Origin of the sequence: Phaeobacter sp. JH20_02 (genome assembly GCF_048056915.1) — a bacterium.
Taxonomy (GTDB): Bacteria; Pseudomonadota; Alphaproteobacteria; order Rhodobacterales; family Rhodobacteraceae; genus Phaeobacter; species Phaeobacter bryozoorum.
The window spans coordinates 833,712-859,437 of sequence record NZ_JAYMVP010000022.1 but is presented as its reverse complement, the minus strand read 5'-3'; the positions used below and the strand labels follow the sequence as shown (position 1 = coordinate 859,437).

24 protein-coding genes and 1 tRNA gene are annotated in these 25,726 nt (G+C 61.0%); 8 read left to right on the top strand and 17 right to left on the bottom strand.

All coding sequences use genetic code 11. The features are described from left to right. Positions 1–6: 6 nt before the first annotated feature. A complete protein-coding gene (locus VWY34_RS10890; RefSeq protein ID WP_416544263.1) occupies positions 7–1,344 on the bottom strand; it encodes a cytochrome-c peroxidase in 1,338 nt (445 codons plus the stop codon). A 33-nt stretch (positions 1,345–1,377) separates the two neighbouring features. Between VWY34_RS10890 and VWY34_RS10885 the strand changes: the two genes are divergently transcribed. Continuing rightward, positions 1,378–1,851, top strand: coding sequence for a tetratricopeptide repeat protein (locus tag VWY34_RS10885; RefSeq protein WP_416544385.1), 474 nt, complete (start codon positions 1,378–1,380; stop codon positions 1,849–1,851). 59 nt (positions 1,852–1,910) lie between these two features. Here VWY34_RS10885 and dctP read toward each other — a convergent pair whose 3' ends face one another. The 6 genes from dctP to VWY34_RS10855 all read right to left on the bottom strand — a co-directional run bounded on the left by dctP (position 1,911) and on the right by VWY34_RS10855 (position 7,709). Continuing rightward, positions 1,911–2,969, bottom strand: a complete 1,059-nt coding sequence (gene dctP, locus VWY34_RS10880; RefSeq protein ID WP_416536122.1) for a TRAP transporter substrate-binding protein DctP — start codon at positions 2,967–2,969, stop codon at positions 1,911–1,913. Between the two features lie 46 nt (positions 2,970–3,015). Further along, complete coding sequence (locus tag VWY34_RS10875; RefSeq protein WP_416544262.1) at positions 3,016–4,491, bottom strand: TRAP transporter large permease; 1,476 nt, start codon at positions 4,489–4,491, stop codon at positions 3,016–3,018. Beyond that, on the bottom strand, positions 4,491–5,081 hold the full coding sequence (locus tag VWY34_RS10870) for a TRAP transporter small permease (protein ID WP_416536124.1): 591 nt from the start codon (positions 5,079–5,081) through the stop codon (positions 4,491–4,493). Before VWY34_RS10870 ends, VWY34_RS10875 begins: the two co-directional genes overlap by 1 nt. A gap of 62 nt (positions 5,082–5,143) precedes the next feature. After that, positions 5,144–5,665, bottom strand: coding sequence for a flavin reductase family protein (locus tag VWY34_RS10865; protein ID WP_416544261.1), 522 nt, complete (start codon positions 5,663–5,665; stop codon positions 5,144–5,146). Then, positions 5,665–6,555: an aldo/keto reductase gene (locus tag VWY34_RS10860; protein WP_416544260.1), complete on the bottom strand. Its 891-nt coding sequence runs from the start codon at positions 6,553–6,555 to the stop codon at positions 5,665–5,667. Before VWY34_RS10860 ends, VWY34_RS10865 begins: the two co-directional genes overlap by 1 nt. After that, complete coding sequence (locus tag VWY34_RS10855) at positions 6,555–7,709, bottom strand: LLM class flavin-dependent oxidoreductase (protein WP_416542383.1); 1,155 nt, start codon at positions 7,707–7,709, stop codon at positions 6,555–6,557. Before VWY34_RS10855 ends, VWY34_RS10860 begins: the two co-directional genes overlap by 1 nt. 101 nt (positions 7,710–7,810) lie before the next feature. On the opposite strand from VWY34_RS10855, the gene VWY34_RS10850 reads away from it, so the two are divergent. Together VWY34_RS10850 and VWY34_RS10845 are read left to right on the top strand one after the other, a co-directional pair. Further along, complete coding sequence (locus VWY34_RS10850; RefSeq protein ID WP_416544259.1) at positions 7,811–8,521, top strand: GntR family transcriptional regulator; 711 nt, start codon at positions 7,811–7,813, stop codon at positions 8,519–8,521. Positions 8,522–8,529: 8 nt separating this feature from the next. Beyond that, positions 8,530–9,636: a Gfo/Idh/MocA family protein gene (locus VWY34_RS10845; RefSeq protein ID WP_416544258.1), complete on the top strand. Its 1,107-nt coding sequence runs from the start codon at positions 8,530–8,532 to the stop codon at positions 9,634–9,636. A 22-nt stretch (positions 9,637–9,658) separates the two neighbouring features. Here the strand turns inward: VWY34_RS10845 and VWY34_RS10840 are convergent, their stop codons facing one another. Beyond that, the gene (locus VWY34_RS10840) at positions 9,659–10,978 is read right to left on the bottom strand and encodes an ATP-binding protein (protein WP_416544257.1); all 1,320 of its coding nucleotides are present in this window, start codon (positions 10,976–10,978) and stop codon (positions 9,659–9,661) included. Between the two features lie 84 nt (positions 10,979–11,062). Here VWY34_RS10840 and VWY34_RS10835 point away from each other — a divergent pair, with 84 nt between their 5' ends. Beyond that, positions 11,063–11,977 carry an MBL fold metallo-hydrolase gene (locus VWY34_RS10835; RefSeq protein WP_416538651.1) on the top strand — a complete coding sequence of 305 codons (915 nt, stop codon included), beginning with the start codon at positions 11,063–11,065 and terminating at the stop codon, positions 11,975–11,977. Positions 11,978–12,063: 86 nt separating this feature from the next. Further along, positions 12,064–12,138, top strand: a tRNA-Asn gene (locus VWY34_RS10830). Between the two features lie 56 nt (positions 12,139–12,194). On the opposite strand, the gene VWY34_RS10825 is transcribed toward VWY34_RS10830, so the two are convergent. From VWY34_RS10825 to VWY34_RS10790, 8 genes are all read right to left on the bottom strand, one after another. Next, entirely contained in the window at positions 12,195–13,400 is a 1,206-nt protein-coding gene (locus tag VWY34_RS10825) for an MFS transporter (RefSeq protein ID WP_340545358.1), read from the bottom strand. Between the two features lie 153 nt (positions 13,401–13,553). Further along, complete coding sequence (locus VWY34_RS10820; protein ID WP_416544256.1) at positions 13,554–14,987, bottom strand: sensor histidine kinase; 1,434 nt, start codon at positions 14,985–14,987, stop codon at positions 13,554–13,556. A gap of 25 nt (positions 14,988–15,012) precedes the next feature. Continuing rightward, a complete protein-coding gene (locus tag VWY34_RS10815) occupies positions 15,013–15,690 on the bottom strand; it encodes a response regulator transcription factor (protein ID WP_416536140.1) in 678 nt (225 codons plus the stop codon). 194 nt (positions 15,691–15,884) lie between these two features. Further along, the gene (locus tag VWY34_RS10810) at positions 15,885–16,253 is read right to left on the bottom strand and encodes a glycine zipper family protein (protein WP_416542390.1); all 369 of its coding nucleotides are present in this window, start codon (positions 16,251–16,253) and stop codon (positions 15,885–15,887) included. A gap of 119 nt (positions 16,254–16,372) precedes the next feature. Further along, on the bottom strand, positions 16,373–16,855 hold the full coding sequence (locus VWY34_RS10805; RefSeq protein ID WP_340545354.1) for a hypothetical protein: 483 nt from the start codon (positions 16,853–16,855) through the stop codon (positions 16,373–16,375). A 186-nt stretch (positions 16,856–17,041) separates the two neighbouring features. Continuing rightward, positions 17,042–18,442, bottom strand: coding sequence for a TRAP transporter large permease (locus VWY34_RS10800; protein ID WP_340545353.1), 1,401 nt, complete (start codon positions 18,440–18,442; stop codon positions 17,042–17,044). Between the two features lie 11 nt (positions 18,443–18,453). Beyond that, complete coding sequence (locus VWY34_RS10795) at positions 18,454–19,104, bottom strand: TRAP transporter small permease subunit (RefSeq protein WP_340545352.1); 651 nt, start codon at positions 19,102–19,104, stop codon at positions 18,454–18,456. Positions 19,105–19,190: 86 nt separating this feature from the next. Then, positions 19,191–20,207, bottom strand: coding sequence for a C4-dicarboxylate TRAP transporter substrate-binding protein (locus VWY34_RS10790; RefSeq protein ID WP_340545351.1), 1,017 nt, complete (start codon positions 20,205–20,207; stop codon positions 19,191–19,193). Between the two features lie 604 nt (positions 20,208–20,811). Between VWY34_RS10790 and acs the strand changes: the two genes are divergently transcribed. From acs to VWY34_RS10775, 3 genes are all read left to right on the top strand, one after another. After that, entirely contained in the window at positions 20,812–22,773 is a 1,962-nt protein-coding gene (gene acs / locus VWY34_RS10785; RefSeq protein ID WP_340545350.1) for an acetate--CoA ligase, read from the top strand. 8 nt (positions 22,774–22,781) lie between these two features. Then, the gene (locus tag VWY34_RS10780) at positions 22,782–23,465 is read left to right on the top strand and encodes an adenylate kinase (RefSeq protein WP_416536148.1); all 684 of its coding nucleotides are present in this window, start codon (positions 22,782–22,784) and stop codon (positions 23,463–23,465) included. A 192-nt stretch (positions 23,466–23,657) separates the two neighbouring features. After that, entirely contained in the window at positions 23,658–24,158 is a 501-nt protein-coding gene (locus VWY34_RS10775; protein WP_416536150.1) for a flavin reductase family protein, read from the top strand. A gap of 48 nt (positions 24,159–24,206) precedes the next feature. Here VWY34_RS10775 and VWY34_RS10770 read toward each other — a convergent pair whose 3' ends face one another. After that, complete coding sequence (locus tag VWY34_RS10770; RefSeq protein WP_416544255.1) at positions 24,207–25,460, bottom strand: 4Fe-4S dicluster domain-containing protein; 1,254 nt, start codon at positions 25,458–25,460, stop codon at positions 24,207–24,209. Between the last annotated feature and the right edge of the window lie 266 nt (positions 25,461–25,726).

Sequence of the window (25,726 nt, the reverse complement as noted above, 5' to 3'; positions counted from 1 at the left end):
GACCGGTCAGCGATTGGTCCCATCAACGGGCAGGCCGCTTGGAACGGACGCGGGCACTGATGACGTTTCGGCGCGGGCCTCTGCCCCGGTGAGTGCTGTGAGGAAAGCGATCAGCGCTGCGATGTCCTGATCGCTGAGGTCCCGGCGTAGATAAATATCCCGCGCGCGCGCCTGTCGCGCCATCTCGAACCGGTCCTGCTGTACCACAAAATCCGTGGCGGCCAGCCAGGGCACATCTGGCAATTGCAGATCGTCAGGCGTCCACGCCGAACGGCTTGCGACTGGATCGAGGTGATGCCGGATCATCCGGTCAAGCGTCGGAAAAGCGCCATTATGGCCATAAGGCGCGGTCAGCTCCACATTGCGCAGCATCGGCGTGCGAAAGCGGTAGGCATCTGACAGATCGTCGCTTTCTCCCATTCGACCGACATCCCGGACGTAGGGGTCAAAGCGGCGCGCGCGACCGGGGCCAAAGGCCGGTAGACCAAGGGCGTAGAAGTTCTGATCCGAAAACAGCGGCCCAGCATGGCAGCCGCTGCATCCGGCGCTGCCAAAAAACAGATCGGCACCGGCTTTTTGCTGCGCGGTCAGCGCCGTCGCATCCCCGGCCAGATAGGCATCAAACGGGCTGTCGAACGAGGTGAAATCCTGCACCATGAACTGGGCCAGAGCCTCCGCGATATCGGTTATCTGCACATCCTCAGGCGCCATGATGTGATCAAAGGCGGCGACAAACCCCGCCGCATATGTCGGCAGGCCGCGGACGCGTTTGGCAATGATCGGCCAGGCCAGATCAATCCGGTCGCGGCTGGCACCGATGATTTCATTCTCGCCGACATTCCCGGCCATTTCCACGCTGGACGTCATCGGAAACAGCGCCTGCGCCGCCAGCAGGGATTGCAGCCCGTCAGGCAGCCACTCCTCTGCCGGGGTGTTGAAGCCATTGCCATAGACCGGATCCGCGCTGATCCGCCCGTCGTGCATCAGAACCCGGATGGATTTTGCCCCGAGGTTCCAGAGCGCGGGCGCATTGCGGGGGATGCGTTTTTGCACCCGGTTGCGGCCCCTGGTGGAAACCCGCGCCCGGCCCAGCCCCTCGCCGCCTTCTCCAAGGCCTAAGGATAGTCCGTCAGAGGTGCCATGGCGCGGATGATGGCAGGTTCCGCAGCTGATATTTCTGTTCCCGGACAGGATCTTGTCGTAAAATAGCAGCCGACCCAACTCGGCCTTTGCGGGGTCTACGGGTAGAAAATCGCTTGCCCCCAGCGGCGGCGGAAACCGCGGATCAGTCGCAGCCGCCGACCCCGCAAAAAGGCCAAACGCCAGCACAACACAGGAGAGCACATGCGCAAGAGATGGAAACCGGTTCTGGCCGCGATGGCGCTGTCCACGAGCAGCCTGGCGCTGCTGGTCCCGCAGCCTGCGCGGGCCGAAATCGAGCAGGCGCGCGACCTGATGGAGGCCGGCGAATTTGCGGCTGCGCGCGAGGCGCTCTGGCCAGCAGCGCGCTCCGGCAACGCAGACGCTGAAGAGCTGATCGGGGTGATGTATGCCATGGGGCTGGGTGTTGACCGTGACGACCAGCGGGCCTTTGAATGGTATCTGCGCAGCGCCATGAAGGGACACCCCGGCGCGCAATCGGGTATCGGTTGGTACTATGAAATCGGCCGTGGACTGCCCGCCCCCGACTTGGTGCGCGCCTATATGTGGTACACGCTGTCGGCCATTGGCGGTGATCCCGATGCGGCGATCAGCCTTGAAGAAGTGGTCAAGAAAATGACCCCTGCGGAGATCGAGAAAGCGCATGTTCTGGTCGCGGACTATAAGGTCTGGATGTATCCGTTTCGCTAGCCAACGGGGCAGCGGCGCGGCTAGATCCCGCACCGCCGGTTGGTGTTGCAGCCGACTGATCAGTTCAGATCGGCGGCACGTGCCGCGTTGACGTCGGCTTCGGCCTTGGCGACTGCATCGGTCAGCGCGGTAAAGATCTCATCGCCGCGCGTCACGTTGGATTTGAACCAGTCATAGACCGGCTCGGCTGCGGATTTGAACGCCGCCTTCTGTTCGGACGTCGGAACATAGAGATCGCCGCCACCGGCAACAAAATCCTCATAGGCCTGGATCGACTTGCGCTTCGGCGAGGCAAATGTGGCCTGTTGCAGCGCGTAGAAGCCATCGACCACGACCTGCCGCATGTCTTCCGGCATACTGGTGAAGGTTTGGTTCGACATCCACCACAGCGCCCCCATATAGGCGTGTCCGTCCAGCGTCACATATTGCAGGCCAGCGTCGGGGAATTTCATGCCCATGATATCGGTGATGCCGTTCTTGGAGCCTTCGACCACGCCGGTCTGGAACGAGGTAAACAGCTCCGGCCAGGGGATCGGTGTCGGAGAGGCCCCGAGCGCCTTTACCAGCTCCTGCGGCAGGTCGGCGACGACCGTTCGGATTTTCAGACCTTCCATGTCGGCAGGTTCCGCGACCCGGCGTTTGGTATTGGCGAAGTTGCGCCAGCCGCCGGTGTTGCCAATGGTCATCAGGCGGATCGCATCGCCGGAATCCTCCAGTGCCATCCGGCGCATGGTGCGGGTGAAATCGCCCGACAGCACATGTTCGGCAATCCGGTCATCCGCCATCAGATAGGGCAGATCCAGCACCTGGACGTAAGGGAACAACCCCGACGCGCCGCCGGAGGTGGAAATATAGATGTCGATTGAACCATCCGCGACGCCTTGCAGGCATTCTGCCCCGTTGGAGCAAAGCTGGGTGCCGATGAACAATTCAACCTCGATTGCGCCATTGGAGGCCGCTTCGACGTAGTTCTTGAACACGACCAGACCGTCGTAATCCTCGTCATTCTCGTTGGAATTGGCGGTCGCGCGGATCTTGTAGTCTGCGGCGTAGGCCGACAGCGCGGTGCCTGCCATCAGGGCCGACAGGGCCAGTGTCTTCACCATTTTGCTGAGCATTCGTGTCTCCTCCTGTTGCTCTTTTATTCTGGGTATCGGGTCGTCCTTAGTTCAGAAATCCGGTCAACCGCGGAATGGTCAGCGAAATGGCCGGCACAAAGGTGATCAGAAAGATCACCGCAATTTCAATCGCAAGAAAGGGCAGGATCGCCCGGGCAATTGTTGTGACCCGCTCTTGCGAAACGGCGGCTGCCACAAACAGCACCAGCCCCATCGGCGGTGTCGCCAGACCAACCGTCAGGTTCACACACATGATGATGGCAAAATGGACCGAGTCGACGCCAAGATCGGTGAACACCGGTCCGAGGATCGGGCCAAGGATGATGATCGCAGGGCCCGCATCCAGGAACATGCCCACGACAAACAGCAAGAGATTGATCAGGAACAGCAGGATCAGCGGTTTTTCCGAGAGGGTGAGGATGAAATCCGCCAGCTGTTCCGGCGCGTGACTGAGGCTGACGACGGTCTTGAACGACATCGCGGCGCCCACCAGCAGCAGCACCACGGCGGAGGTGATCCCCGCCCTCGTGAACACCTGCGGCAGGTCCGCCAGCCGCATCGACCCCAGCACCAGAAAGCTGATCAGCAGCGCATAGGCCACCGCCACGGCAGCTGCCTCGGTCGGGGTGAAGACGCCGGCAAGAATGCCACCAAGGATCAGGACAGGCGTCTGCAACGGCACCACCGCTCGTTTGCAAATGGTGCGAAACGCCGGGCTGACCATCCGGCGCAGCCCTAGCATCAGCCCATGGGCAAACAGAACCGCGCCAAGGAACACCAGCCATTTGATCTGCGCTCCGGCCCCCTCGCCCAGCGGGACAAACTGTGCCAGCAACAGGCCAAGGTTGAGCCGCACCAGCCCAAAGGAGAACCAGCGCTCCATCGCGCCGATCTCAACGCTGTCGAACACCACCCGCCGTGCGGCCGGCAGCTCATACCGGTCGGCCATGGCGCGGACCATGATCATCAGGCCGACGCCGACCAGAACACCCGGAACGATGCCTGCGAGGAACAGCGCGGCAACGCTTTCGCCCATGACATAGGCATAGATGATCATGATGCCCGATGGCGGAATGATTGGCCCGATCACCGAACTGGCAGCGGTGACGGCCGCCGCGAATTTCCGGCTGTAGCCTTCGCGCTCCATCGCCGGGATCAGCATGGAACCCAGCGCCGAGGTATCGGCCACGGCAGAGCCCGAGAGGCCGGCAAACAAGATCGACGACAGGATGTTCACCTGCGCCAGACCGCCGCGCAGATGACCCATCAGCGCCTGCGAGAATTCGACCAGCCGAACCGTGATACCACCGCGGTTCATCAACTCGCCCGCCAGCATGAAAAACGGGATCGCCATCAGCGGAAAGCTGTCCATCCCGTTATAGAGGTTGCGATACAACAGGGTGAGATCGCGTTCTTGGCCATTCAGCCACAGCAGGGCACCCGGGGCTGCCAGAAGACAGAAAAAGACCGGCAGACCGATCAGCAGAAGAAACAGGAACAGCGGCAGGAACCAGATCAGCATCACTCGGCCCCTCCGATGGTCATGCCCGGACGGTCCGGCAGGCGATCACCCTGACCGAACAGTCGCACGATGCGTTCCAGGATCAGCTCGATATTGACCAGGATCAGCAGGCCCAGGCCCACCACAAGCGACAGCATCATCCAGCTGCGGGGCACCCGGTGCCAGCTGTCAAAACCGAGAGAGGTCGGAACATAGAGCGAGGCGGTGGCAAACCGCCCACCAAGACCGGTGACCTCCCTATATCCGATCTGAATACCAACGATCAGCACGGTCAGGCCAATCGCCAATAGCAGCAGCTGCAGCAGGTGGAACAGCCGCCCACGCAGCAGGGAGTCGATAACATCAATGGCCACAAAACCACCGTTGCGCAGTGCGGTCGGCGCCATCAGGCCGGTCATCCACAACATGCAGAACCGCGCGGCCTCATCCGGCCAGGGCAAGGCACTGCCCAGCACGTAGCGAAAGAAGACCTGAATCAGGATCGCCAGAACCATCAGGCCAATGGCAAAAACGCCCACCCATCGGCCGAGCGCAAGCAGGCCGGTGTTGAGCGGGCGCAGTATGTTCAGGACCGACAGAACTGCCGTCATCGCGTCTCTCTCCTCCCCCCAATGTGCCCGCACCAACCTCCCTTGGTGCAGGCAGCCGGTCGCTAGCGTGACACGGCGATCTGGCCCATCTGGCCCTTGTAGAATGTCAATGCGTCCCCTTCTTCGCGCATGGTGGCGCGGTCAACGTGACCCAGCACGATGGCGTGGTCTCCCCCGTCATGGATGGCTGAACGGGTGCATTCAAACCGCGCCAGACAGTTTTCCAAGAGCGGCACCCCGTTTTTGTTGCGCTCCAGCTGCAAATGGTTCAGCCCAAAAGCATCTTTTGCGACCTGCCAACACAGATCATCCTGATCCGCCGCCAGAACGTGGATGGCGTAGTGGCGGGCTCTCTCGAAATAGGGAAAGCGGCGCGAGTTGCGGTCGGGCGACCACAGCACCAGCGGCGGCGTCAGCGAGACCGAGGAAAAACTGTTGGCGGTGATCGCCACAACCCCCTGATCGGAGGCTGCGGTCACGATGGTGACCCCAGTTGCGAACCGGCCAAAGGCGTCGCGCAGCAGCCGCGTGTTGTCCGGTGCGGGAACAAAGCTGTGTTTGCCCTGCCCTGCATGTGCCGACATCATGCGACCTCCCGGCCCAATGCCGCCTCGTACAGGGTGAACCAGGTCGGGCGGTCCAGCTCGACCTTCAGCGCGTCAGAGGCCTGTTTGATCCGCTCCAGATTATTGGTGCCCAGCACCGGCAGGATCTGAGCCGGGTGCCGCAACAGGAAGGCTATGGCGACGGCGGCGCGGTCAACGCCTTGCGCGGCAGCAATCGCATCCAGCCGATCGGCCAATTGGCCGCTCCCGGTCATCAGCCCCCCACCGCCAAGCGGTGACCACGCCATCAGCGGATGCCCCTGCCGCTGATGAAAGGCCAGATCGCCGTTGGTGAAGGGGCTGATCTCGGACAAAGAAAGTTCGATCTGATTGGTGGCCAGCGGCGTCTTCATCGCCGATTGCAGCAGCTCCCAATCCCAGGGACGGAAGTTCGACACGCCGACGGCGCGCAATTTGCCTGCGGCGACCAGCGCGTCCAGCGCGGCCCCTGTCTCGACATGATCCATCAGCGGATCCGGCCGATGGATCAGCAAGAGGTCGATATGGTCGATGCCCATTTCCATCAGCGACGTCTCAACCGAACGGGTGATATGGGCGGCGGAGGTATCGTAATGTTTGACCGTCGCGTCCGCATAGCGCCCGACTGGAGCCACGATATCGCATTTGGTGACGATCTCCATCTGCTCACGCAGGGCTGGATTCGCCTTCAGCGCCCGCCCCAGGATCCCTTCGGCTGTATAGCCGCCATAGATATCTGCCTGATCAAAGGTGGTGATCCCCTGCGCCAGACAGGCCTCGATCTTGGCCTCGACATGGGCGGTCGAGGTATCGCTGTCATCGCCAAGACGCCACATGCCATAGACCAGACGGCTGAACTCCAGCCCTTCTGCGATCTCGATCCGTTCCATCAACGACGTTCTCCGTTCCCTAGGGGTGTCGCCGGGGTCGATTGCGGCACCCGGCCATATTCATGCGGCAGTGAGCAGGTTTTAAGATGTGGCATCACCCGCGCCCCGAAATGCCGCGCTTCCTCCAGATGCGGGTAGCCCGACAGCACAAAGGCGCGGATGCCCATCTTCTGGTAGGCTTCCAGCTTTGACATGACCTGATCGGTGGATCCGACCAGCGCCGCCCCGCAACCAGAGCGTGCCCGCCCTATCCCTGTCCAGAGGTTCGGTTCGATAAACCCGAATTCATCAGCAATATCGCGGTTCTTGGCCTGATGCGCCACGCCCAGCGAGGTGGCATCCAGCGCCCGCTCCCGAATGGCCTTGCCCTGCGCATCATCCAGTTTCGATACAAGGTGATCGGCGTATTCATAGGCTTCTGCCTCGGTGTCGCGGACAATGACATGCACCCGCAGACCATAATCAAGCGTACGCCCATAAGTTTCCGCGACGCTATGAACCGCCTGCATCCGACCGGCCAGATCTTCCATCTTTTCCGGCCACATCAGATAGACGTCGCAATGTTCACCGCAGAGCTCCAGCGCCGCCGGGGAATAGCCCCCAAAGTACAGCAGCGGCCCGCCGGTCTGATAGGGTTTCGCCGGATCGGTGGTCAGCCCTTCGAATTGGTAGACCTCGCCATTGTGGTTGATCTCATCCCGGGTCCAGGCCTGTTTCAGGATCTCCACCACTTCGCGCGAGCGCTGATAGCGAAAGCCGCTGTCGGCGGTCTCCCCCGGAAAATCGGAGGAGATAATATTGACCGTCAGCCGCCCCTTCAGCATGTGATCCAAGGTGGCCAGGGTACGCGCCAGCATGATCGGCTGCATCTCGCCGCAGCGCACCGCTGCCAGCATGTTGATCCTGTCAGTGATCGGCGCACAGCCCGCCACAAAGCTGAGCGTATCCTGACCCACCTGATAGGACGACGGGCAAAGGATATTACGAAACCCCTGCGCCTCTGCCTCTTTCACGATGTCAGAGCAATGCGCCCAGGACGACCGCAGGTCACCATCCGGTACACCAAGAAACTGGTAATCGTCCGAGCAGAGTGCCGCAAACCAGGACACTTCGACCGCATCAAGATCCGCGGATGTTACCGGAACAACGCTCATCGGTCTCTCCCTCGCAGTTGGCAACTTAACTCTTGCATAGCCTGCGCCTTGATGTAGATCAATGGTGTATCAATTTTTCTCACATGGTGACGATTGGCCCCATGCCCACTGCCCGCTCCACTGCCAGCGCGCTGCCGCTTTACCTTCAGATCAGCGAGTCCCTGACCCGTGAGATCGCAGCCGGGAGGTTGGCCGACGGGGAGCGACTGCCGCCCGAGCGTCAGCTGGCGCAGCAGTATGGAACCACCGTAAGAACCCTGCGCAAATCCCTGTCGGAGCTAGAAAAACAGGGGATGCTCGAACGGATTCAAGGATCGGGAAACTACATCCGCACCACCCAGTCAGTGCAAAGCGTCTATTCGATGTTTCGGCTGGAGCTGCCCGGCGGTGGTGGCTTGCCCACGGCAGATGTTCTGTCGGTGACCGCGCTCGCCAAGCCCGATACGCTGCCCGAATTTGGCAGGTCAGGCAGTGGCACCCGGATCAGGCGGCTGCGGTATCTCGATGATGTGGTGATCGCCGTTGAAGAGATCTGGCTGGATGGTGGCGCGGGACAGGTTGATGCCGGACAGCTGTCCGATTCCCTCTATAGATATTATCGGCTGCATCTGGGCTTCTGGATCAGCCGAGCCGAGGATCGGGTATCGCTTGGTCGGGTGCCCGACTGGGCGCCGACACGGTTTGGCAAGCCCCCGGGCGCGACGGTTGGGTATATCGAACGGCTAAGCTGGGCACAGGATGAGGCCGCCGTGGAGTTCTCACGCACTTGGTTTGACCCGGACAGGGCGCTTTATGTGCAGCGCCTGACGTAGGAGGAAACATGTCACACCCCACCACCTATGGAATCATCGGCTGCGGCATGATGGGCCAGGAACATCTGCGCAATATCGCCCTGCTGGACAACACGCGGGTCGGTGCGATCTATGAACCCAATGCGGCCATGCGCGAGATTGCCGCCACACTCGCCCCTGATGCAGCGTTCGTGGACAGTATCGAGGCCCTGCTGGCTGTAGCTGAGCTTGACTGCCTGTTGATCGCCAGTCCCAATTTCCGCCATCTGGAGCAGCTGGAGACCCTGGCCCGCCTGCGCCCGTTGCCGGTGCTGGTCGAAAAACCGCTGTTCACCAGTCTTGCCGATCTGGCACGACTGGACGGTTTTGCAGCAGATTATCCGGCCCCCGTTTGGGTGGCGATGGAATATCGCTATATGCCCCCCATTGCGGCTTTCCTGAAGCAGGCCCAGACAGCGACCGGCGGCATCAAGATGCTGAGCATCCGCGAGCATCGGTTTCCATTTCTCGCAAAAGTCGATGACTGGAACCGGTTTGACGCCAAATCCGGAGGCACCTTTGTTGAGAAATGCTGTCACTTCTTCGATCTGATGCGGCTGACGCTCGGTTCTGAACCGCTACGGGTTATGGCCAGCGGCGGTCAGGATGTGAACCATCTGGACGAACGCTATTCCGAGGGAACCCCGGACATCCTCGACAATGGCTACGTGATCGTCGACTTCAGCTGCGGCGCCCGGGCGATGCTGGACCTGTGCATGTTTGCCGAAGGCGCTGAATATCAGGAAGAGGTCGCCGCCGTCGGCCCCACAGGCAAGATCGAAGCCTTTGTGCCCGGACCGGGGCGGTTCTGGCCCACCCATCTGGGCGCGCCGCCGCTGCCGAAGCTGGTGACCTCGCCACGCTCCCCCAAAGGCCCTGTAAAACAAGAGATTCCTGTTGATCCCGAACTTCTTGAGGCGGGTGATCACAACGGATCCACCTTTTATCAGCACCAGAAGTTTCTCGAACTGGTCCGCGGCGAACGCGCAACACCTGAGGTGACCCTTCATGATGGGCGGATGGCAGTGCTCATGGGGATGGCGGCGCAGATCTCCATTGCCGAGCGGCGCAGCGTAGAGATCTCAGAGCTGATCTGAGCGCGCCCCGGTGACGGGGATATTACAAGCCGATCACGATATCGGCCTGTAGCCCACCCAGCTCGGCGCTGATGCCCAGCCGGAGCGTCCCACCATGCGCGCGCGCAATATCGGTGACAATCGCCAGCCCCAGACCAACCCCGCTGCCAAGATCCTGATTGCGGGCAGGATCAAGCCGGGTAAAGGGCCGGGTCGCCTCGGTCCGGTCCGCCTCTGCAATGCCAGGACCGTCATCCTCGACCCTTATGCGCAGGAATTTCTCGGTCATGGCAACGGACACCCGTGCGCGGGTGCCATAACGCACTGCGTTTGAGATCAGATTCTGCACGGCCCGACGCATCGCTGCGCCGCGCAGCATCACCTTGCCTTCGCCGCTCATCTCGCCGAGCATCACATCCTTGCCCTGCCGCCGCCAGCCATCGACCAGCAGCGTGATCATCACATGCGGATCCACTTCTTCCGGCTCGCTGGTGGAGACACCGCGCGAGAAGTCGAGAAAGGCATCCAGGAGCGCCTGCATCTCGTCGACATCCTGACGCAGCGGCTCGGCCTCCTCGTCATCCAGCATTGACAGGCCCAGTTTCATGCGCGTCAGCGGCGTGCGCAGATCGTGGCTGACACCGGAGAGCATCAGCGTGCGCTGCTCCATCTGACGTTCGATCCGCGCCCGCATGTCCAGAAAGGCGCTGCCGGCTGCGCGCACCTCATTGGCCCCGCGCGGCGAATAAGGCTCCGTTCGTCCCCGCCCAAAGGCCTGTGCCGCCTCCGCGAGCTGCTTGATCGGGCGCAGCTGGTTGCGCATGTAGACGAATGCGATGACCGTCATCAGGAAACCAAAGACGATCATGGTGACAATCAGCTGATGCGGCGCCGCTGCCGTCAGTCGCCGCCGGTCAAACACCAGCGCCAGTGGCCCGTGTTCGCTATCCAGCACCAGCTGCACCCGGCGCGTGTTGGGGAACTGGGCAGAAATGAACTGTGGCGCCGTCGCCTGCAAGGTGTCCCGCACCACCCGGCCCGAAAACTCCAGTAGCCCCATCTGATCCAGCGGTACCGGCTCCTCCGGCTCGAGAAAGCGCAGCTGCATCTGGAGCGGTCGCAGCAGCGGATCGGCCAGTTGCAGGGCCTCCTCGCGACTGCCAGCCGGTGCCAGCACCTGCTCCAGCAGGCGCAGCTCGCGCAGCATTGTGAGCGTCATCTGGACCGTCAGATCCTCAAGGTCACGCTTGATGAACACAACCGAAATAACCAGTTGCAGCGTTACGATCGGCACCAGCAGGATAAGCGCCGCTCGCCCGTAAAGGCTGCGCGGCATATAGTGTTTGAGCCATTGAAAGAACATGCGCTACACCTACCGCGCGACCCCGCCGCTGAAAAGCAAAACGCGCATCTTCCGCGCCCCGTTTATCACCAAGGATCAGAGCAGATGCAGGCACCCGACGATTTCAATCCCCCCGCAGGCATCGCGGAGAATGTCGAACCGGGTCTGCGCCGTATCCTCGCACCGAACCCCTCTGCGATGACATATCGCGGCACCAATACCTATCTGCTGGGCCACAGCGATATTGCCATCATCGACCCCGGCCCAATGAGTGACGCCCATCTGCGGGCGATCCTTGACGCCGTGGAACCGGATCAGCGCATCAGCCACATTCTGGTCAGCCACAGCCATCTGGACCATTCCCCCCTCGCCCGGCCGCTTGCCAAGGCCACCGGCGCGCCGGTCTACGCCTTCGGCGATGCAACAACAGGGCGAAGCGCTGTGATGACGGAGCTGGCCGCCGCCGGCCTCGCCGGTGGCGGTGAGGGCATCGATGTGGATTTCACGCCAGACATCAGGCTGCGCGACGGTGATATCGTGGCCGGCCCGGACTGGCAGCTGGAAGTGATCCACACGCCCGGACATCTTGGCAATCATATCGCTTTTGCCTGGAAAGACACCTGTTTTACCGCCGATCACGTGATGGGCTGGGCCAGTTCTCTGGTGTCGCCTCCCGATGGCGATCTGACAGATTTCATGGCTTCCTGCCAGCGATTGGCCGCGCGCAACTGGCGCGTCTTCTACCCCGGGCACGGCGCACCAGTTTGCGACCCTGCGGCCCGGCTCGCCTGGCTGATCACCCACCGCAAAGGGCGTGAGGCTGCGATCATGGCGGAGCTTGCGAAAGGACCGGCCACCGTGGCAGAGCTGACCGCGCGTATCTACACCGAAACCCCGGCCGCGCTGCGCATCGCCGCCGAGCGCAATGTTTTTGCCCACCTCGTTGATCTTGCAGGGCAATCCCGCGTCACATGCGCAGATCCTCTGTCATTCGGCGCACTGTTCGCTCAGCTCCCATAGACAACCGGATGACCGCAGATTTTTTCAAAAAATCGCAAAACGACTCTGGACCTCATCAGATCCGACCGCTATACGGCACAAACCGTTCCGGCGTAGCTCAGCGGTAGAGCAGTTGACTGTTAATCAATTGGTCGTAGGTTCGATCCCTACCGCCGGAGCCAAAGATTTCAAGGGCTTGGAGTTTACATCTCCAAGCCCTTTTCTTTTGTGAAGGCCGTCAGCCGGTGTCATGAGCCCTGAGACGCAGTACCAGCGGCACCATCGCCACCACAAGGACAGCGGCGACCAGAAACGGGGCACCGGGCAGATACCAGCCGGTCTCGCCGACAAACCGTTCAAACACCCCGGTAAGCACCAGCGGAGCTGCGACAGCAGCAACCGACGACAGCGAGGCGATGACGCCCTGAACCACACCCTGCTGATCCTCGCCAACCCGGTTGGCCGCAAATGCGGTGATCAGCGGCGGAGCCATATCTGACAGGGCGGCGATCGGCAGAAACACAATGACGACCCAGATGGCACTGGCAACGCCAAACCCGATCATGGAAATCACCGCCGCCACCATCGCGATGATCAGTGTTCTGAAATCCCCAAGGCGTTTGGTGAGCTGCGGCAGGATGCCCGCCTGTACCACGGCGATCAGAACACCATAGGCTGAAAGGGTCAGCCCGATGGTGAACCCGTCCCAGCCAAACACCTCGCGGCCCCAGAAGGACCAGAGTGTCGGGTAGACCAGATTGGCGAACTCAAAGACAAAGATACAGATCAAGGGGATCGCCAGACCGGGGATGGCAAAGGCGCGGAGGAGGGTCGCGAAGGGGTTGATATCACGGCGGCCAAACGGGCGACGGTTCTCCGGCTTCAGGGATTCCGGCAGAATGATCAGCCCGAACAGCACGTTGACCGCCGAAAGGCCCGCAGCGATCCAGAAGGGCGCGCTGATGTGCAGCCCCGACGCCATGCCGCCAATCGCAGGCCCCAGCACAAAGCCGATACCAAAGGCGGCACCGATCATCCCAAAGGCAGCGCCACGCTCTGCCGGTTTGGCGATATCCGATATATAGGCGGTCGCCGTGATATAAGTCGCCCCCGCCATCCCGGCGATGACCCGACCAACCAGCAGCATCCAATAGGTCTGGGCCAGCGCCATGATGACATAGTCGATCGTCAGGGTGACAAGCGCGAGGATCAGGATCGGCCGACGCCCATAGGCGTCGGAGAGGCTGCCGACAATCGGGCCGAACAGAAACATGGCGGCGGCATAGGCCGACATCATGATGCCGCTCCACAACGCGCCTTCGGCGGTACTTTCGGCCCCCACTCTCAGCATCAGATCGGGCATGATCGGAAACACGATGCCAATACCAATCGCATCAATCATCAATGTCGCAAGAATGAACAGAAAGGGGCCGGTCAACTTCATGGTGCTTGTCATTTTTGATCTGAAACAGCGCCAACACGCGGCACAGCACTTAGTAGCTGAGGCGCGCGCGCAATGGGTAACCCTATTTCCGCAGCTTCGCGGCTTTTTGGCGCAGCGGTACAAAATGGCATCCTCGACGGCGGGCGGGCGACGTCAGCCTTCGGGAAATCTCACCTCGACCCGCAGTCCGCGCTGATCTGGTCCCGACATCAACGCCAGCTCCGCTTCGTGCAGGTCTGCAATCGCTTTTACCATGGCCAGCCCAAGCCCTGCCCCGGCGGTGTTGCGGCTGCGATCGAGCCGGTAGAGCGGATCCAGCACGCGGCTGCGTTCAGCCTCGGGTATTCCCGGGCCAGTGTCGGTGACTGACAGCCTGCGACCGCTCAAGTCGATTGCAATGCTGGCCCCCTCGCCGGCGTGGCGGATTGCGTTCTCGATCAGATTTGCCAGAAGCTGCATGATCAGGCTGCGGTCCGCATTGATAGTGACGGCATCGCTGACGCGGCAGGACAGCTCTTGCCCGGCGTCCTGCGCCACCGCCTCGTATATTTCGTGCACCTGCTCCACGACTGTCGCCAGTTCGACGGGTGCAAAACCGTCCCGCCGCCGCTGGCTCTGCATCCGCGCAATCCGCTGGATGGCGCCAAAGATGGCAATGATATCATCCATCTGCGCAATCGCGGCCTCTCTATGGGCGGCCTGATCCTCGGCGTCTTCCGCCTGATCGAGATGCAGCCGCAGACGTGTCAGTGGCGTGCGCAGATCATGCGCAATATTGGCGGAAAAATCAGACATCTGCCGCATCGAGGACTGCAAACGTTCGGTGGCACCGTCAATCCGCGCAGCCAGTTCATCAATATCATCGCGGATCACCCGGGGCGCCAGCCGAAGATCAAGATTGCCATCGGCAATACGGTCAAATCCCGCGCCGATCCGGTTCAGACGTCGCTGTGCCCGGATCCCGAAGATCAATCCGATGACCAGCGCAGGCAGCGACAGGATGATGACGAAGATAAGGATGACGCCGGTAAGATCCGCGCCAAAGGCACTGACACCGGGCGCATAGACCAGAAGGCGGCCATTCAGCACCGCACCGCTATAGATGCGCCAGCCGAGATCGGCGTCGCTGTCAAACTCCACATCGAAGCCCAGCTGGCGAGCGGTACCAGGGTTCTGCCCCGGCTGGTCAGAGGATATATCGTCCTCTTCGGCTTCATCCTCGATCAGCTCAAAGATCCGGTCCAGAGTTTCCAGTGCCTCAGGTTGAAACAGCTGTTCGCCCTCCAGGATATCAAACCCCGGCCTGTCAAAAGCTCCCCGCAGCACGGGGCCGAGAACCTTGCCATCTGCGCGCAGAACGGCATAGCCGACACCGCTGTCGGAAAACACTTCGGCAGTCACGATCTGATCGGGGAAGCGACCGGTGCGTGTCAGCCGATCGCTGATGCGCTGATATTCCTCCCGCAGCGCCGCTTCCGTCTCGGCGCGGAACTCTTCGGTGATGACATCGTCAAGCAGCAGCCCGCCAATGGTCAGCAGAACCAGAAACGCCAGCGACAGGGCAATCGCCTGACGCAGGGCGCTCATCCGCAACAGGCTCTTTATGAAGGATCTAATCAAGGAACATATACCCGGACCCGCGCACGGTTTTGATGAACTCCGTTCCGAAGGGTTTTTCAATCTTGTTCCGCAAGCGGCTCATATGGGTTTCGACAACGCTGGTGGCGGGATCGAAATTAATGTCCCAGACCCGTTCAAGCAGCATGGCGCGGGTCTGGATCCGCCCCTTGGAACGCATCAGAACCTCCAGCAGGCGAAACTCCTTGGGGTTCAGCAAGACGGTCTGGCCATTGCAGGTACAGGTCTGGCTCAAGAGATCTAGCTCAAGCCCGCGATGAGAGAGCCGGGTCGTCATTTCTGCGGCCTCAGCCCGTCCGCGACGGCCCAGGGCGGTGATACGGGCCAGCAGCTCAGACATGGCGAAGGGTTTGCTGAGATAGTCGTCCGCACCAGCTTCCAGCCCCTCGACACGGTCCTCAACCGCGCCGAGCGCGGTGAGCAGGATCAAGGGGGTGGCAATCCGTGCAGAGCGCAGGGTTTTCAGCGCCGAAAGCCCGTCAAGATCCGGCGTCATCCTGTCAAAGATCAGGACATCATAGTCGCGGGTTGTTGCAGCCAGCAGCGCCTCGCGACCATTCTCGATCCAGTCGACCACATGGCCCGCTGCCATGAGGCCCTTGACCGTCCAGGTGCCAATTTCAGGATCATCTTCGAGCAGGAGAATTCGCATCAGGACTCCGCCGGTTTCAGCATCGCGCCCAAGTGACCAAGCAGGCCCCCTGGCGCTGCAATTGGGTGCCAGCTCGTTTCGGATGACCGGAGTTCAACGGATCACAATTAAGCTCCCCAAGGTTGAACCCGGCGCACCGGACGATCGGCCGTATCTGTCGACCGGCAAGTCGGCGACGGGATCTGGGCAGGGTTTCACGCCAACACACGATGCCCGCGCCCCTGCATGCAGCGGATAAGAATGGTGCGGCGCTGTTTGTCGCGTTCATTCTGCCCGTCAAGCGCCCCGATACCACCGCCGAGTGCAGCTCCGATCCATGCGTCATCGGCGCGGTCTCCATCCTCACTGTCTACCGCTCCGATGATGCCACCGATCACCGCACCTTGAACAGCGCTGGATTTCAACGTTTTGTCTACGTGTTGTTCGGCCAACGCACGGCAGGCGCCCAAATCGGAGTGAAACCCGACTTGCTGCGGCCCATCTAACAGGAGCGGTTTTTCATAGCTGTCGCCACAGGCTCCAAGGGCGACTGCCGCGAGGCAGCCAAGATATAGCTTTTTCATGAATGGTCTCCGGCCAGCCGCCTGATCTGTCTTTCTCGCGGCGGCAAGGATGGTCTAGGGAATACTTCGATAAGGTCGGAGCCCACGCTCCGGCCCGTCATCAGATCCGGACGAGGTAATCAGCCTTTGTGATCGTCATCCTCATCGTCGTCATCGTCGCAATCGCACTCATCATCTTCGAGTTCATCAATCAGGCTTGCGAAGTCCAGCCCGTCCTCGAACTCATCGTCCAACAGCTGCTGCATCATTTCGGGTGAGGCCGCGGTTTGGGTCGCGGTGTTCAGGATCGAGCCATCGGTGGCTGACACCACGATCTCTGTCAGGCTGGTCGGACTGGCGACAACCGCAACAAACACAGGCGTGTCGTGAAGGTCATCAAGGCTGATTTCCACCAGTCGGCCTTCGGCGTTTTCCAATGCTGTGCGCATGACCTGATCAAAGGTGACAGGCACGGCGAGCATATCCGCATAGGTCAGCTCGGCCTCTGCCACCTCGACCGGGGCCACCTCCGGCGCCTGCTGCGCGCGCAGACTCTGTGCGGCAAAGCCACCTGCAATCAGGGTTGCGGTCATCACGATACGTGTCGTTGTCTTGGTGATCATCTTCCATTCCTCTCATCTATTGCGCCAGGGCGGTGGACGCCGCGTCTGGCTGATGAGACGAATATGCAGGTCCAGTCTTACAGGGTCTCTGCGCGGAGCTTACAATTCTGTAAACTTGGGATTTTTTGGGCCACGGCATAGGATCTGTCGTGGCCCGAAGCTGTATTCTTTATATCTGGCAGAACCTTAGGCGAGGCTTGGCAGCCAGAGCACGATAGAGGGGAAAGCAACCAGCAAAGCGATGGTAATACCATCGGCAATGAAGAACGGCGTCACGCCCTTGAACACATCCTGCACCGTCAGATCGTCCCGCACACCCGCAACGACAAAGCAGTTGAGACCGATCGGGGGGGTGATCAGGCAGAACTCGGCCATTTTCACCACCAGAATACCAAACCAGATCGCACACATCGGCCCGGACATGCCAAATGTGCTTTCCGCCGCTGAAACGTATTCACCACCGTTGAGCGCCATCACCGCCGGATAGACCACCGGAAGCGTGAGAAGCAGCATACCGATGGCGTCCATGAACATGCCGAGCACCGCATAGGCCAGCAGGATGCAGATCAGGATCAGCATCGGCGACAGGGTGAGCGAGGTGATCCAGTCGGAAAACGCCGCCGGCAGTTCAGCAAAGCCAAGGAAGCGGACGTAGATCAGGACGCCCCAGATGATAGTAAAGATCATCACCGACAGTTTTGCGGTTTCCAGCAGCGCGTCCTTGAACTCCGCCCATCGCATCCCGCGATACAGCGCCATCAGAAACACCACAAAGGCCCCGATTGCGCCACCCTCTGTCGGGGTCCCCCAGGCATCGCCCCCAAAGGGGTTGTAGACAAACAAAATGATCGTCGCGACCACAAACAGGATCGGCAGCGCAGGCGGCAGCGAAACAAAGCGCTCGCGCCAGGTAAAGCCGGTGACAGCAGGGCCAAAGCCCTTGATCGTCATCGCCATTCCGATGATCAGCAAACCGTAAATCAGCGCCGAGAAGGCACCGGGGATAAAGCCTGCCAGCAGGAGCTTGCCCACGTCCTGTTCGACGATGATCGCGTAGATTACAAGGATCGCAGAGGGCGGGATCAGCGAGGCCAGCGTGCCGCCGGCCGCCACCACACCTGCGGCAAAGCGTTTGTCGTAACCGATTGCCAGCATCTCGGGGATCGCGATCCGGGCAAAGACGGCGGATGTCGCAACAGAGGCGCCAGAGACGGCGGCAAAGCCCGCCGTCGCAAAGACGGTCGACACCGCCAGCCCGCCCGGCACCCAGGCCAACCAGCGTTTTGCGGCCTCAAACAGCGCTTTGGTGAGGCCTGCGTAATAAGCGAGATAGCCGATCAGGATGAAGGTCGGAATGAGGCTCAGCGCCTGGCTTGAGACCTTGGAATGGGGCACCTGCCCTGCGGTCTTCACGGCGATGGTCAGCGCCTTCGTGAACCGCGCCGGATCATAGCCAAACTTGGCCCAGAAGATCCAGACAAGGCCGACCAGCCCAGCTAGACCGGCGGCAAAGGCCACCCGCATCCCCAAGAACACAGTTACCAGAAGAAAGCCGCTGACCCAGAGGCCAATTTCGATAGGTTCCATAGTCTGCCCCTTTAGTCGCGGTCACTGGCGGTGGTCGACACCCCGCCCAGATGTTCAGCCTCGGCCGCTGCCTGCTCTGCGGCGCTCTGCACCAGCGGAACCGCAGCCGGGCTGTCCAGCCCCAGAACCAGCGCGCGGCCATAGCCCCAGACCTGCAGCAACAGACGCAGGCACAGCACGCCAAATGCGACCGGCGCCAGCAGCTTGGCCGGCCAGATCGGCAGACCGATATCGATGGAGCTGTCGCGGCTCCACAGGGGGGCGGCAAAATCGAAGGAGCGCTGGAAATGCGACCAGCTGCCCCAGAGCAGCGCCAACATCAGGGCCAGGATCAATAACACCGAGAACAGCTCAAACAGCCAGAGTGCACGCCCCCGCAGCGACGAGATCACCAGATCCATGCGAATATGGCTGCCGTCGCGCTGAACAAAGGAAATGCCCATAAAGGCGATCAGCGGCATCACCTGTTCGATCCAGTCCACATAGCCAGGTAGCGGCGCGTTGAAACCATTGCGCCCGCCAACCGAGACCACCGCAAGTACCATCAGCGAGAACACCGCAAGACCACTGACCAGGGCCAATCCGCGTTCCAGCCGCAGCAGACGCCTGTCCAAACTGCTGATCAGGCTGTCATCTACCAGCACCGCCGCACTGCCTGCCATCGTCTGCCCCCGTCATAACTACTTTGCAATCACGTAAGAAAGGGCCGGCACAGCTTTGCCCGGCCCTTTCATCATTTGGATGAAAATCAGCTTCCCGAACGCAGGTCGCTCAGGGTTTTCTGCACCAGGTCATAAAGCTCCTGCGCAGGCAGCCCCTGCGCGCTCATGTCGGCGATCCACTGCTCGCGGATCGGATCGGCGGCAACCTTGCGGAATTCAGCCAGCTGATCCTCGGAGATGGTGACCTTCTCGACGCCTTTTTCGGCCAGAACACTGTCCCATTTCTCAAGCAGCACGCCATAGTTCGCAAGGTAATGGGCAATTGCCTCATCAACCGAGCTGTCCAGGGCTTCACGCTCGGCATCGCTCAGCGCGTCATAGGCATCGGTGTTCACGACCACCGGGCAGTTCACGGTGCCGGGGTTGAGGTTTTCGGTCCACCAGTCGGCCTTGTTGATGGTGCCAAAGCTGAGATGCGCGTGCTGGGCAAAGGCAACGGTATCGACAACGCCGGATTCCATCGCGTTATAGGCTTCTGTTGCAGTCACGGATGTCGGCACCGCGCCCACGGCAGAAAATGCCTGACCGATACCGCCGGTAGCGCGCACCCGCATATCCTTGAACTCACCCAGCTCATCGCGCGCCTCGCCGGTGCCGACGATATTGTACTGCGGCATGGGTGAAGTCATCAGCAGCTTGGCGTTCCAGCGCGCCAGATCCTTTTGTACGGCCGGATGTGCATAGACCGCATGGCTGACAGCGACTTCCTCTTCCAGCGTATTCACGCCAAGGAACGGCAGTTCCAGCACTGTGATCGACGGGTTCTTGTCGCGGTGGTAGCCCGCGCAGAACTGCGCCATCTCGAAGGCACCGATGGAAATCCCGTCAAGGTTTTCCTTGTTCTTCGACAGGCCACCATAGCTGATGTTCATTGTGAATTCGCCGCCGGTTTTCTCGGACACCAGCTCAGCCAGCTTTTCGACATGTTCGGTAAAGGCGCGGCGTTTGCCCCAGACAGAAACGTTCCATTCGGTGGCCGCAGCGCTGCCTGCAATGGACAGGCCGACAAGCGCCGCAGTTGCGGCGGTCAAATTGGTCTTCATGAGTACCTCCCAGTTTGTGCCCTTGTTCCTCTTGCGCCCCCCCCCTGCACCTTGGCGTCGCCGGGTGCCGGGCTTGCTGTGATCCTGCGATCACAGCCCTCAGGTCCGCAGAGTTGCGAGCATCTGGCACCACGCTAGCGCTAAGCCAGGGCGCTGCCAACCCCACAAGGCGCTGGTGCGCCATGGGCACAAAACCTGCCTGACAACCTGGCAGCGGTCCGCAGACGCGCCCGGCCCCATGGACCGACAGGCACCCGAGGGCGTCGTACCCTGGCACAGTTTGCCGCAGGCGATGGTGCCAGTCGGCGCCCGATGATAGCGCCAGCATCGCGCAGGCCGCTGATTTGCCAGCACGGGCGCTCCGGTCGATATTTACACCTAACATCATGATAAACAAAAGATTGATGTGCCAACGCCAGAATAAGTTTACTACCTCAGACCGACCTCGGAAATAGATTTACAGGTAAATCCTTATTCCTCTGACACTTATTTCCTTATTTTCAAGCTTGGGTATTATCGCTGTGGAGGACGGAAAAGGTTTGACACATCTCGCTGTGCGCTGTGGTGTGCCATTCCGAGAACAGACTGGAGGGAGGGACACAAGATGACCCAGGAGAGCGACAGCAAAGCCTATGCGCCGTCGGAGGAGACGGTTGCACGCGCCCATGTCAACGCTGCACAATACGACGAGATGTACGCCGCTTCGATGCGGGATCCCGAGGGGTTCTGGGGCGAACAGGGCAAGCGGATCGACTGGATCAAGCCCTTCAGCCAGGTGAAGGATGTGGATTTCACACTCGGCAATGTCTCGATCAACTGGTACGCGGACGGTACGTTGAACGTCTCCGCCAACTGTATTGATCGCCACCTGGACACCCGAGGCGATCAGACCGCGATCATCTGGGAACCGGATGATCCGGAAGAGCCTGCCCAGCATATCTCTTACAAACAGCTGCATACCCGTACCTGCCGGATGGCAAACATCCTGGAGACCATGGGCGTGCGCAAGGGCGACCGGGTGGTGATCTACCTGCCGATGATCCCCGAAGCGGCCTATGCCATGCTGGCCTGCGCCCGCATTGGCGCCATTCATTCCATCGTCTTTGCCGGCTTCTCCCCCGATGCGCTGGCAGCCCGGATCAACGGCTGCGACGCCAAGGTGATCATCACCGCCGACGAGGCGCCGCGCGGCGGCCGCAAGACCCCGCTGAAATCAAACGCCGACGCAGCCCTCTTGCACACAAAAGACACGGTGAAATGTCTCGTGGTGAAGCGCACCGGCGGTCAGACCACCTGGGTCGACGGGCGCGACTACGACTACAACGAAATGGCGCTGGAAGCGGATGATTACTGCAAACCGGCCGAGATGAATGCCGAGGATCCGCTGTTCATCCTCTACACATCCGGCTCAACCGGCCAGCCGAAGGGCGTGGTGCATACCACCGGCGGCTATCTGACCTATGCCGCGATGACCCACGAAATCACCTTCGATTACCACGACGGCGACATCTACTGGTGCACCGCGGACGTGGGCTGGGTCACCGGCCACAGCTATATCGTCTATGGCCCGTTGGCCAATGGCGCCACCACGCTGATGTTTGAGGGCGTGCCGACTTACCCGGATGCCTCGCGCTTCTGGCAGGTCTGCGACAAGCACAAGGTGACGCAGTTCTACACCGCACCCACCGCCCTGCGCGCCTTGATGGGTCAGGGCAATGAATGGGTCCAGAAATGCGATCTTTCCTCGCTGCGCACCCTCGGCACCGTCGGCGAGCCGATCAATCCGGAAGCCTGGACATGGTACAATGATGTGGTCGGCAAGGGGAAATGCCCCATTGTCGACACTTGGTGGCAGACTGAAACCGGCGGCCATCTGATGACCCCCCTGCCCGGCGCCCATGCGACCAAACCGGGTGCTGCGATGAAACCCTTCTTTGGTGTGGCCCCCGTTGTTCTGGACCCGCAGTCCGGCGAGGAAATCGACGGCAATGGCGTCGAGGGCGTGCTCTGCATCAAGGACAGCTGGCCCGGCCAGATGCGCACCGTCTGGGGTGATCATGAGCGGTTCGAGAAAACCTATTTCTCCGACTACAAAGGCTACTACTTCACCGGCGACGGCTGCCGCCGCGATGCCGACGGCGATTACTGGATCACCGGTCGCGTCGATGACGTGATCAATGTCTCCGGCCACCGCATGGGCACCGCTGAGGTCGAAAGCGCGCTGGTGGCCCACGCCGCCGTGGCCGAGGCCGCCGTGGTTGGCTACCCGCATGAGATCAAGGGCCAGGGCATCTATTGCTATGTCACCCTGATGAACGACCGCGAGCCCTCGGATGAGTTGATGAAGGAGCTGCGCACCTGGGTGCGGACCGAGATCGGGCCGATTGCCAGCCCGGATGTGATCCAATGGGCGCCGGGTCTGCCAAAGACACGGTCAGGCAAGATCATGCGGCGTATCCTGCGCAAGATCGCCGAGAACGATTTCGGCTCGCTTGGTGACACTTCGACCCTCGCCGACCCCTCCGTGGTCGACGACCTCATTGCAAACCGGGCCGACAAAGGATGATTGCTGACATGGAGACTGATGTTCTAACCCGCCCTGCGGTTCTGATCCTGCTTGGACCGCCCGGCGCCGGCAAAGGCACCCAGGCGCGCAAACTGGAACAGAGTTTTGGCCTTGTCCAGCTATCCACCGGCGATCTGCTGCGGGCTGCCGTCGCTGCGGGCACTCCGGCGGGCCTCGCGGCAAAAGCCGTAATGGAGGCAGGCGAGCTGGTCAGCGACGAGATCGTGATCAACATCCTGCGTGACCGGCTGGCGGAACCGGATTGTGCAAAGGGCGTCATCCTGGATGGCTTCCCCCGCACGACGGTCCAGGCGGAGGCACTGGACAAGTTGCTGGCGGAAACCGGTCAGCGGATCAACGCCGCTGTCAGCCTGGAGGTGGACGATGCCGCAATGGTGGCGCGGGTTGCCGGACGGTATACCTGCGCAGGCTGTGGCGAAGGTTATCACGACCAGTATAAGCAGCCACGCGTCGAGGGCACCTGTGACGCCTGTGGTGGCACAGAGATGACGCGTCGGGCGGACGACAATGCCGAAACCGTGGGCAGCCGTCTGGCCGCCTATCATGCTCAGACCGCGCCGCTCATCAGCTATTACGACGACAAAGATGTGTTGAACCGAATCGATGCAATGGGCGAGATCAACCAGATCGCGAACTCGCTGAGCAAAGTTGTACGTGCTGCAACCGCTTGACGAAGGTCAGCACCACGGCGTTCAATCAAAGCGTGTTGTCGAAAAACATTAATTACCAGACAGGTCCGCAGAAATGTGGGCCTGTTTTCAATCCTCTCTGGCTTTTGAGGGGATGCGTGCCACATTGGTAGCTGGTGGACATGGGCTTGTTCCCATGGCACCCAGCACAGAACTGAACCAAAGGCGCGCGAGATGTCCGAAACCAGCTTTATCCCCGGTCCCGACAGCCTGCGGGCCTACCGAGACGCCCTAGGGTGTTTCGGCACTGGCGTGACCGTGGTGACCACACGCACGGACCGTGGGCCGCTGGCAATCACAGCCAACAGCTTCACCTCGGTCTCGATGGATCCGCCACTGCTGCTCTGGTGTCCCGCCCGCGCGTCCAAACGCCACGATCCCTTTGTCTCTGCCACCCATTTTTCGATTCATGTCATGGCCGAGGATCAATTGGACATGGCGATGCATTTTGCCCGCAACGGCGAAGATTTTTCCTGTATTCCAGCGCGAGACAATGACGAGGGAATACCCGTTCTGCCTGATGTCATTGCCCGATTTGATTGCCGCACCCATGCCTGCCACGACGGCGGCGATCATAGTATTCTTGTCGGCGCGGTGCTGCGTACCACAAGCCGCCCGGGCAAGGGTCTGATTTTCAAACGCGGCCAATACGGCGGGTTTATGGAGCAGAGCTAGCTTCGGATCTCCAGATCTGTCGCCCCTCTGCACAGCCACGCCAAGGTCCTAGGACAGCGGATCTTCGCGCCGTTTTGCCATAAGTCCCGTCAAACGCGCCCAGTCAGGCCAATGCGCGCCCAGATCATTCAGCCGCAGCAGCGACGAACCCGTGCCAGCCCCCCGGTCTGTCCTCTCCCGGACAGTATGCCCGGACCAGTCAGCGCCGCCACCGCCCATCCAATCATCGGGATCGTCATGATCATCATCGATCTCGGTCTTGCCCGATGCCGCTGCGTCAGTCGCCCGAGCAGCGCCCGGCGTATCGATGGTCGGCCCGGAACCGCAACTGGCCGTCTGCGGCGCCGTCTCCCCCGTTGCGGTTTCGGCCCCGCCGGACAGCCCATCCGACCAGAAGAAATCCGGCTGGGTCAGCGATACCGGCAGCCGGTCCCGCTTCAGCTCCAGCCGTGGCACCAATCTGATCGCATTCTGGCGGCACACCGATACGCATAGCCCGCATTGCATGCAGTCCGCCTCTATGAAGTCCAGCCCGCCTCCGTTCTCCGCTCCGATCAGCGCATTGGTGGGGCACATCCAGGTGCAGGCCTGACAGAGGGTGCAATCCCCAGTCAGCTCGATCCCGCCATAAGGGGCGTCCTGCGGCAACGCGATGACATCAGTGTCTTGCGACAGGGTCACACTGGCAAAGAGCTGCAGCGCCTCGCGCCGACGGCGCGGCTTGGCGTTGCTCTCGGTGTCGACACGACGGTGCTCCATCACCGGCAGCTGCGCAATACCTTCCGCCAGCAGCTGCTCCAGATGCGCCGCCGAATGGAACAGGACCACCCGCCCCTCAAGCCCCAGACAAGCGGCCAGCTCCATCTCCCGGAGTTGCGCCAGACGCGCGTTCTCTTCAATTGCGGATTCCAGCAGCACCCAGTCAAACCCGTCGGAAATCGCGTGTAACAGATCCGCGTGACCAGCGCGTTCCAGACCGCTGGTGGCCGCAGCTGTGACATCCATACCCGCTACCGGGGGATGGTTCTTCAACCAGGATAGCTGCTCCACTGCGCGGGCATCATACATCACCAGCACCTGATCGGAGCGCGGCGCCGACGCTCCCAACCGCGAATGCTGCTGACGCCGCCGCACCGCCGCCTCACAGAGATCTGCCAGCGGCCAGCGCACCTGGCTTTCGGGGTTATACCGTCGATAGGAGGCACCGGGATGCGACACCCGGACCGCAGTCCGCAGATCAGCCATTTCGCGCACATTGGGTTGAGAGCGCAGGCAGAGTTGCACATTTTCCCAGACAGTCATGGCCTCTCCCTTCAGATTGAGAACCAAACCACAGCCGAAAATCCCCATCGTTTGATGAGATGAGGCTAACATGGAATTTCGACCTGTAACGTGTAATCGAAAATAAGACTCAACTTTTAACTGTCATTTATTCTGAAAGATCCGCCCTATCCGATCGGCGGTCACGCCGTTTCTGTCGGCGTCAACAGCTGCTGAAGGAACAGGGAAATGGGCGACCTGCCCACAGACCGGGCGCAACTGGTGCAGAACCAGCCGCCGCACCGGCT